At 60.3% G+C, this 9,103-nt stretch carries 6 protein-coding genes; 3 read left to right on the top strand and 3 right to left on the bottom strand.

The window, feature by feature from the left end; all coding sequences use genetic code 11:
• The first annotated feature begins 155 nt into the window (after positions 1-155).
• Together VML93_RS33190 and VML93_RS33195 are read left to right on the top strand one after the other, a co-directional pair.
• Positions 156-1,109, top strand: coding sequence for a hypothetical protein (locus VML93_RS33190; RefSeq protein ID WP_325617266.1), 954 nt, complete (start codon positions 156-158; stop codon positions 1,107-1,109).
• A 180-nt stretch (positions 1,110-1,289) separates the two neighbouring features.
• The gene (locus tag VML93_RS33195; RefSeq protein ID WP_325617268.1) at positions 1,290-1,871 is read left to right on the top strand and encodes a hypothetical protein; all 582 of its coding nucleotides are present in this window, start codon (positions 1,290-1,292) and stop codon (positions 1,869-1,871) included.
• 171 nt (positions 1,872-2,042) lie between these two features.
• On the opposite strand, the gene VML93_RS33200 is transcribed toward VML93_RS33195, so the two are convergent.
• Both VML93_RS33200 and VML93_RS33205 read right to left on the bottom strand, forming a co-directional pair.
• Positions 2,043-4,253, bottom strand: a complete 2,211-nt coding sequence (locus tag VML93_RS33200; RefSeq protein ID WP_325617270.1) for a PEP-CTERM sorting domain-containing protein — start codon at positions 4,251-4,253, stop codon at positions 2,043-2,045.
• 375 nt (positions 4,254-4,628) lie between these two features.
• A complete protein-coding gene (locus VML93_RS33205; protein ID WP_325617272.1) occupies positions 4,629-5,480 on the bottom strand; it encodes an aldo/keto reductase in 852 nt (283 codons plus the stop codon).
• 397 nt (positions 5,481-5,877) lie between these two features.
• Between VML93_RS33205 and VML93_RS33210 the strand changes: the two genes are divergently transcribed.
• Complete coding sequence (locus tag VML93_RS33210; RefSeq protein ID WP_325617274.1) at positions 5,878-6,816, top strand: MJ1477/TM1410 family putative glycoside hydrolase; 939 nt, start codon at positions 5,878-5,880, stop codon at positions 6,814-6,816.
• A gap of 600 nt (positions 6,817-7,416) precedes the next feature.
• On the opposite strand, the gene sppA is transcribed toward VML93_RS33210, so the two are convergent.
• The coding region (sppA, locus tag VML93_RS33215) for a signal peptide peptidase SppA (RefSeq protein WP_325617276.1) at positions 7,417-9,103 on the bottom strand (1,687 nt) is incomplete at its 5' end.

Consider the following 9,103-nt stretch of genomic DNA (forward strand, 5'->3'; position numbering starts at 1 on the left):
CTGGAGTCTGGGCCTGGGGCTCTAGTGGATTCGGATCCTTGATTGACAAGCCTCGCTGGCCTTGCAAGGCAGCGGCGCGGTATCATGTAGGCAGTCGGTGAGAACATGGAAGTGCTGTGGCAACCAAGCCGCGTAGCTCAGTAGGGAAGGATCCCATGCCCACATCCGCGATTGCAGTGGCGGTGGCCGAATCACCCAGCTTGATCGGCGCCGTCCGTGAACCTGTTGGCCGGCTCCCGCCGCAGTCTGGCCCCTGCTCCGGCATCGGTCAGTGGCCGAACATCGGCGAGCTACTGGCCGAAAAATCCGCGGACCTCATTCGCCGGCATGGGGTGCTGGAGTGGGCCTTGGCCGGCGGCTTCTTGCTCCCCAGTGGGATCCCGTGTCTGGGTAGTCCCAGCGTGATCGGGTACCAGGTGCTCCGCGAGATCATCGAGCTAGGAGTTGGTTTTCTGCATCGAGACGAGGGCGGCATCTGGTGGGCGACCCAGGCGCTGGGCCAGTCATCGACGGATCACGGTAGTTGGCTGGGGCTTGCTTTGGGATTTCCCTTTCATCCGGCAATGCTTGATTCCCAACCTCGGCGTTCGCTGCTCCGCCGGTTGTTGACGCTGCAGCGGCGGGTGGTGCGCCGTGACAGATCGCTGGGAGCGAAACCCCAGTCGGCCCGGGCGCGGCTGGCGACCTTTTGCCGGCAATTGGTGTTGCTCGATGTAACCGTCCGCTTGGTACCCGCGCTCTTTCAGGCAGCTCAGTTGGAAGGCTGCAAAGCCGTGCAATTGGACTGCGAAGACCTGGCCAGCGCTGCCTGGGGCAGTAGCCGCTCGAGTTGGCCGCCCACTTGGTGTGAAATGGTTTTTGATTCGATCGCCCTGCTAGGTACCGTCCGCACCCAGCTCCTGGAGTTGCCGCAAACCGGCTGGTGCCCGACTTCCCGGCGATTTGGGGCGGCCGTGCACGAAGTCCGCTGGCTTGCCGCACGCCGGCTGGAAGTGGAGCTGGACCAGATCTTCCTCGCCTTCTTGGAACGAGCTGGTTTGTTCGGCTTGGGGGACACCAGCCGTGAGCGACATTCCCATTTCTGCGGCACGCCAGACACTTGGAGTTAAATCATGCCTGACCCGTTACCACCATTGGCTCCCTTGGCGTCGGCACTAGCTGCCGTCGATAGCCGTGCTCTGGAATCCCACCGGAGCCCGGCGACGACTGGGGAAGTTCAAACACCAGCTGACCCCAAAGACGGTGCCGGGATCCTGCGGACCTTCAGCGGCGCCGCTGTGCTTTCCTCCTTGGCCGGTCCACTGCTGAAGAGCTTGGTTCCCTTGGCCGGCTTCAAACACTATCGGGATCAAACGCTCGCTGAAATCGGCCAGGCATTGGACCCCATTGCGGAAATGCTGGTGGACGAGCTGTTGTGGGCACACCACCGCCTGGGCCAATTGCACGCCGAGGCCGCAAATGCGAAAACGCCGGAGTTGATCGAAGTGCTGAACGGCGCCGCAACCAAACTGATGGCCGAGCAGCGTCGGTCCGCCCTGGCCCTGCGGGAATACCGCGCGCCGATCATTTCCAAACATGTCACCGTCATGCAGCAAAATGTCGCCGAGACTCAGCAGGTTGCATTTGTCGAGGGCGGCCAGCCCCGGCCGGCGCCTAAAGAAAATCCTCCCAGCAACGAACTGGTCAGTAATTCACCCCACCTGTTAAACCATGACAACTCCCCAAACTTTAACGCCACGACAGCTGGCCGGCAAAGCGAACCGGCTCCGGCGGCGAGGCCTCACGGCCGAGGGTCGCCGGCGGCTGCGACTGGCGGCCTTGGCCCACCAGCCCTGGACTCGCTCCACCGGCCCCCGGACCGCGACCGGTAAAGCGAACTCGGCGGCCAACGGCTGCTGGCGGCAGCAGGGAGCCACTTCAGTCCGCGCGATCCGGCGCCAGCTCGGTGACATCCATCGGATCGTCAGCGATTTGAAAGGGCTGCGGCACCTGGTGGCCCAATCGGGTTGTGATTTCGGCCCTGGTCATCCCACCGAGAGTACTCAATTCGAGGCGTAGGTGTCTCGCTGGCGTAGCGTGATGAGAACGGTTACTAGCCCCACACTGAGGAGCATCACGGTGCTGGGTTCCGGGACGGCGGTAATGGTGAGGGCGATATCGTTTCCGTCGCCAACACGACCCAGAGAGTCGGTTCCACTGAAAACATAGTTAATCGTTGCGCTGTAACCCGGAGGCAGTCCGGAAATCGTCCCGAAGGTGCCGGTCACCGCGTCGGTTAAGTCGTTACTGACGAGCAGATATGTCCGGGGCAAGCCTGCTCCAGTAAAGTTCAGCAGATTCAGGCTGAGAGTGGAGCTGGCGAGCGAAACGCTGCCGGTGACGCTCAGCAAATCGGCATTGCCGGTTCCCGCCCAATCAATGTCCGCGTTCAACACCGAGGTTGCGCTTGTGAACGAAATCCCGTTCACGTTCAACGTCCCGATCGCACTGCCCGGGGCGACCGCCGCACCGCCCAAAACATTCATGGCTCCGTTGACTGTGCCGACCCCTGTCAGGGTCTGACCGCTGACGAGGGCGAAGTGGCTGCCGTTAAAATTGGCGCCTGCGGTGACGGCTCCTACGTCAAGCGTAGTCCCTTGCGTCAATGAGATCATCGGACTGGCTGCGATCGAACCGCTGCCTTGCAGTCGCAATGTCCCGCCGCTGACGGTCGTCATGCCGGCATAGCTATTCGCCCCAGTCAGCACGAGTGTTGCTTGACCGCTCTTGTTCAGATTCCCCGAGCCACTGATATTACTCGTGACGGTGAAGGTGGTTCCCGTGGTGGGAACGTCCAGCGTGTCACCCCCCGACAAGAGATTAAGCGTGTTCGATGCCGAATCGGTGGCAGTGATCTGCAATGTCCCGCCGTTGAAAATGATGCTGCTGTTCGCGTTACCCCCTTCGAGCGCCGTCGCGCTAACGAAGCCACCGGTATTGATATTCAGCATCCCGGTTCCGGGACCTCCTACGGAAAGATAGCTAGAACAGGTCCAGGTGGCTTGGCCGGTGCCACCGCCGACGGTTACCGTGCCTGCAATCCCCGAACTGCTGCCGATCATGGCGACCGTGTTTGACACCGTCCCACCGCCCGTGATATTGAGCGTGCCGTTGGAAAAACTTCCAACGTAAAGAATGTTTGAGTTCGTCCAATTGGATGATCCGGTGCCGCCGCCAACGGCGACTGTGGCTGTGCCGGAGCCGTTGCCCAGGGAACCTACAGTGTCCGAAACGCTACCGCCCCCCGTGATGGTGAGTGTCGTGGTGCCGCCGGCACCGATGTAAAGATTGCTGGAGTTGATCCATGTGGACGTGCCGGTGCCCCCGCCAACATTCACCGCGACACTCGAGCCACCGCCCATCGAGCCGAGAGTGTCCGAAACCGTGCCGCCACCGGTGATGGTTACCGTGGCTGTGCCGCTGCTGCCGTTAGCCCCGATGGATAACACTCCCGCATTTATCCAGGAAGACGGGCCCGTTCCCGCGCCGATCGTGGCGGTGCCAACGCTTCCATTCGATCCACCCACCGAGCCGCTGCTGCTCGATACGCTGCCGCCGCCAGTAATCGTCAGACTGCCGGTCCCACTTGAGCCCACACTCAATTCAGTGGCAATGGTCCAAGTGGATGAACCTGTACCTCCGCCAACCATCACGGTGCCGGAACTCCCCGGTGCGTTGCCAATGATGCTAAAATTTCCCCCGTTGGTCACACTGCCACCGCCGGTAATATTCAATGTTCCCGTGCCATAGTCGCCCACATCCATGATGCCGGAATGTGTCCAAGTAGATGTGCCTGTACCTCCCCCGATCGTAACCGTCCCGTTGCCGAGAAAGCCGATCGACGCTCCGGTGTCGGTTACACTGCCACCGTTGGTGATGGAAAGCGAACCGGCACCGTTGTAACCCACATACACCGCGCTCGAATTCGTCCATTGGGATTTGGCGTCACTGACCGAGACGGAGCTGCCGGAGGCGTTCGTCGAGCCAGCGACCGTGCCGCTGCCGGTGTTGCTCACGACGCTGCCGCCGCTAATCAACATACTCCCCGGCCCTGTATTACCGATGGTTAACGTATTCGTGAGCCAGGGATCATCCGTACCATTGTATGGCGCACCGGATGTTGCGGTGATGTTGCCGGCGGTCACGATCGCGCCGCGAGCGAATTGCACGAATGGTGCGCCGCAGCAGGAAAAAGAGAGCCAGCAGAGCGCCATCGTCCAGCAGTCAACGCGCGAAAAACACTTCGTGAGTGTCGCGAGGTGTTTGTGCCACAGACGGAGATAAGATCGCGTGTAGCACAGGGCCAAGCCTAAGCGCGCGATACCGTGGCGACCGACAAAATGGCTGAAAGGCTGAATGGACACAGAGGCTTCCAGGTCTGAAAACGTGAGAGATACACGAGCTGCCTCTGTCCGGTTCCTCAAGGATCATAATGGGCCAAAACGCCTCTCGCAAGCAAATTGGTAGGGATCACTTGCGATTGAATGTGCCAAAGTCGCTCACCGGCGATGGCGCCTCCAACCAGATCCATCGCAGCCAATGGCATTCCGCGCGATGAGGCTTCGGCCCCGACCGCTCCATGACCCACCTCACGCCGTCATCAAGCTGTCGATCCGCTCAACTTCTTCCCCGTCCAGTTTGAAATCCAAGACCTCCAAATCCGATTGCATGTGGCCGCTGTCGCTGGTTCCCGTCAGCGGAATCATGCCGACTTCCACAGCAAACCGGAAGACGATCTGGCTCACGGCTCGACCGTAGCGCTGCGCGATCCGACCCAGTTCGGGATGGGCCAGCGCTGCGTGGTTGGCGGTCAGCAGAGCAAAGCCCTGGTACACCACTTGGTTGGCGGCGCAGAACTGGCGGATGCGACGATCCCAGCCCCGCGCCGCGTAGCATCGGTTTTGGACAAAGTTAGGCCGAAGCCGCGCCTCGCGGAAGAGGTCCTCGAGCTGCTCGATCGTGAAGTTGCTGACGCCCAACAGACGAACCCGGCCACAATCGTGCAGGGTTTCCATCGCGCGCCAGGCCTCCCAATCGGCCGCAGTCAAACCCGACTGCTGAGTTGGTCCGTGGAGCAGGTAGGAGTCGATGGTCGCAACTCCCAGATGCTCCAGCGAGCTAGCCAGTGACTGCTCAACCTGCGTTGCAATCGGGGCGCCAGGATCGTAGGGCAAACGCTGATCCTGTCCCCGCCGGAACGTGAACTTGGTTTGCAGGAACAGATCACTGCGGGCCACGCGGCCGCCGGAGATAGCCGCCGCGATCCCCCGGCCGACCGCGGCCTCGTCGTAATGCCGGCGCTGGTTGGCGGTATCGATCCCGCGAAATCCCTGCTCGACAGCAAGCGCGACCAAGCGCTGCGTCTGGTGCTCCTTCCAAGCGGTCCCATACAGGAACTGCGGCACTTGAACGCCTGCAATCGATACTGTCTGCTGGGGCATCATGTGCTCCTCGCCACGGTTCAAAGCGGCAGTCCATTATATTGTCCTTGCTGAAATACCAGCGGCTCCGATTCCAAAGAGTTATTAGTCCGCAACGCCGACCGCCGGCTTCGCTGGGCGCGAGAGGCCTGCCGCAGGCCATTCAAAGCAGGACCCCCTGGTGGTGTTAACCTTACTTTCCGGAAACTATCGGGCCACCTGTCCCGGCCGCCTCGGCCTAGCATCATGGATGACCACAGGGGTGGATTCGGCCGGCACCACGCGCGGTAGCTCTGCGATTTTGCGAGCGGGTCACAGGCACCCCGGGGTGCGGCAAAAGTCATCAGGCTCGATTACAATCCCAGCAGCTCGCGGTCCGGTGCGCTGAGCTGGAGTCGTGGTGCGGAAACTGCAAGCCATGAAACTTTCGACATTCATCGCGCTGTTTGTAATTCCTCTCTGGCCCCCGTTGACCTACGCGGAATCGCCCCCCGCCTCGTTCGCCTACATCCTGCAGGCGGACGCATTGGCCAAGACGAAGTCCGCCGCCGTCGAGCGGCTCACTACGTGCGGGCGCGATTGGATCGTGCTGGATGCGGCGTTTAGTAGCGACACGCCGTGGCAGCGCGCGGATCTCGACACGATCCGCAGCGGGCACGGGGGGCGAAAGGTAGTCGCCTACATTTCTATCGGCGAGGCGGAGGATTACCGGCCTTACTGGCGCAAAGAGTGGGCGAGCCATGGCAGACTCACCGCCGCCGCGCCCGCCTGGCTCGGCGCGGAGAACCCAGAGTGGAAGGGTAACTACCGTGTGAAGTATTGGCAGGCGGAGTGGCAGAAGCTCATCCTTACCGCCATCGACGAGGCGCTGACACACGGCTTCGACGGGGTGTATCTGGACATCGTGGACGGCTTCGAGACGTTCGAGTTCGAGCAGGACGGCAATCAATTCATTGACGACCGCCTGAACCCGGAGACGAAGCAGAGTTACCGCCGCGACATGGTGGACTGGGTGAAAGCCATCGCTGAGCGTGCTAGGGCGAGGAATCCCGCCGCACTGGTCATCCCGCAGAACGGCTCACAACTCGTCGCGCACGCAGACTTCCTCGAGACAATCAGCGCGATCGGCATCGAAGACCTGTTCACCAACGGCAACCAGGTCCAGCCCCAGTCGCACACGAACGAAGTGCTCGGCCATTTGAAACAGCTTGCAGCGGCAAACAAGCCGGTGCTAGTCATCGAGTATCCGCAGACCGCCCAGCGGCAGGCCTTGTCCAAGCAGCTGGCCGAGCAGAACGGACTCGTTTGGCTGGTGACGGATCGTCAACTTAAGACGCTCGGTGAGTCGGGGAGGTGAGTCTTACCAGTGCCGCCTCACAAAATCACGGGAGCCGGCCGCCTAACGACAGAATTGCGCGACGCGGGCGGCCCACGACATATTCTCGCTCACAGCATCATGCACGCCGGCACGCAGGACGGTGCGTTACACCAAACATCGATCGTGGCTTCAACATGCGGGATGTTCTCCCCGGTGTTGGTCCGGCGCAGTGCGTTAGCGCGGCATCAGGACGTCCCAGTTGTCGACCGTGGATTCTACTGCGGCAGCCCCACTGTCCAGATCTCAGCAGTGCCAAAATGGGTCGATTATTGGAAGGGTCAAAAACCATCGAGCAGATGGCGGATCGCTATGGGCGAATTGTTGCTCATCTTTGGATAAGCAATATCTAAATTACCTCCACAGCATGCCGCAAGCCAAAACTGCCAGCACGAGTGTGCTAGGCTCTGCGACGGGATTGGTCTGTCCTCCGCCGAATAGGACAACATTCAACAAAGCTTGTAGATCGGCGTTGTTGGATCTAACGTCGCCGATGATGTCACCGATGAGAGTCAGTTATGGACTGGTAATTTTATTGTGAGCAACTTCGTAGTAGCTGGGGCCGCTAAGGTCTTCCGCTCTCTATTGGGTTGTTTGGCCGAACACAATCTCCGGAGTCATCAGCACGACCCCTTCTTGATTGAGGGTTTCCAACTGCCGAAGGGCGCGCAACACAACGTCGACCTTCTGCGGGTCCAAATTTCGCAGGTAGGGAAGCGCCGCAGCGAGCAAATTCGGCTGCGACGAATGCGTGGCCAGTGGATTGGTCGGCAGTGCGACATCGTCGTCGTCCTGGTCGGCCGCCGACGTACCTTCCAACAGCTTTTCGAGTAGGCCTTTCGGTTCCGGCACCACGCGCCGCTCGTACTTTTCCAGTTTCGCTTCGTGGGCAACAAACCTCACGGCATCATCCAGAGTCCCCAACTGGTCGACCAAGCCCAATTCAATGGCCTGCTGTCCCATATACACGCGGCCCCCGTCAATGTCGTCCAGCGGCTTCTTCAGCCGATCACCGCGGATTTCTGTCACGTGGGATTTAAACACCCCATAGATTTCGTCCATCCAATTTTGAACGATTTTGTGCTGTTCTGGCGTGAAGATGCTCGACGAAGACAAAATCGCGGCATGGTCGCCCCGATTGTACTCCTTCCAGTTGATGCCGATCTTGTTCCACATTTCCGTGGTTGCCAGCTTGCCACCGACGACGCCGATGGAGCCAGTAATGGTGGTGGCGTCGGCGAAGATTGTGTCGGACCCGCACGCAACGTAATAGCCGCCGCTGCCAGCCACATCGCCCATTGAAACCACGAGTGGTTTATTGGCCTTCACGCGCTTGGTGGCATTCAAAATGATTTCGCTGGCCGTGGCTGATCCACCCGGCGAGTTAACCCGTAATACAACGGCCTTGATCGAGTCATCGGTCGCTGCCTTATCCAGTGCCCGGCGGATCGGGGTGCTGGCTGCTGCTCTGCTCCCCGGATCAAGAAGACTGCTTTCGGTGCTGCCCAGCACGATGGGGCCTTCGACGTACACGATGGCAACCGCATCTTTATGCGACTTGATCTTTTTCCCCCCCAGCAACTGCGCATAGAAGTTAAAGATTCCCATCGGCGACGAGAAATCGATTTGCGCCCCCGCCTGTTGGCCATAGTTGTAGTCAAACTTCACGTTGCCATCGAAACGCTGCTTCACGCCGGCTTCAAAGTCCTCGCGATGTTGCACCGCGTCGATTAGCCCGACCTCGTGAGCGCGCTGCGCAGTGTACGGGCCGTCATTAATCCAGCCTTTGACCCGGTCAGGCCCGACGCCGCGGCCGCGGGCAATCAGTTTGATGGCCGAATCGTAGAGGCTGTCCAACAGCCAATTCGTCATTTCCTCGGCCTGCGGACTGGGGCCCTCGCGCATAAAAATCTCGGCGGCGCTTTTGTACGCGCCACAGGTGAGAAAATCGGGCGTGACGCCGATTTTGTTTAGCAGACCGCGAGCATAAGGGCTCTCGCCGTGTAGACCGGTGAGCCAGATGTCGCCGGTGGGTACCACGCTGATCTGCGTCGCTCCGGCTAGCAGCAGATAATGCGGTAATGAAAGACCATCGGCGTGGGCATAAACCTCCTTGCCGGCCGTGCGGAGTTGCTCGATGGCCTGCCGCAGCTCCTCGATTTGTGCCCAGCCGTCCAGCTCCAGTTCATCGACCGTAAGCACCACGGCTTTGACGTTCTTGTCATCGCGGGCCTTTTGAAACCGCTCGATCACTGCTTTCAACGAGGTG

Source organism: Mycobacterium sp., from assembly GCF_035499775.1.
Lineage (GTDB): Bacteria > Actinomycetota > Actinomycetes > Mycobacteriales > Mycobacteriaceae > Mycobacterium.

Excerpts from the sequence above, each read along its gene's own strand:
- VML93_RS33190 (WP_325617266.1), top strand. The coding sequence starts at position 156 with ATGCCCACATCCGCGATTGCAGTGGCGGTGGCCGAATCACCCAGCTTG.
- VML93_RS33200 (WP_325617270.1), bottom strand. The coding sequence starts at position 4,253 with ATGGCGCTCTGCTGGCTCTCTTTTTCCTGCTGCGGCGCACCATTCGTG.
- VML93_RS33205 (WP_325617272.1), bottom strand. The coding sequence starts at position 5,480 with ATGCCCCAGCAGACAGTATCGATTGCAGGCGTTCAAGTGCCGCAGTTC.
- VML93_RS33210 (WP_325617274.1), top strand. The coding sequence starts at position 5,878 with ATGAAACTTTCGACATTCATCGCGCTGTTTGTAATTCCTCTCTGGCCC.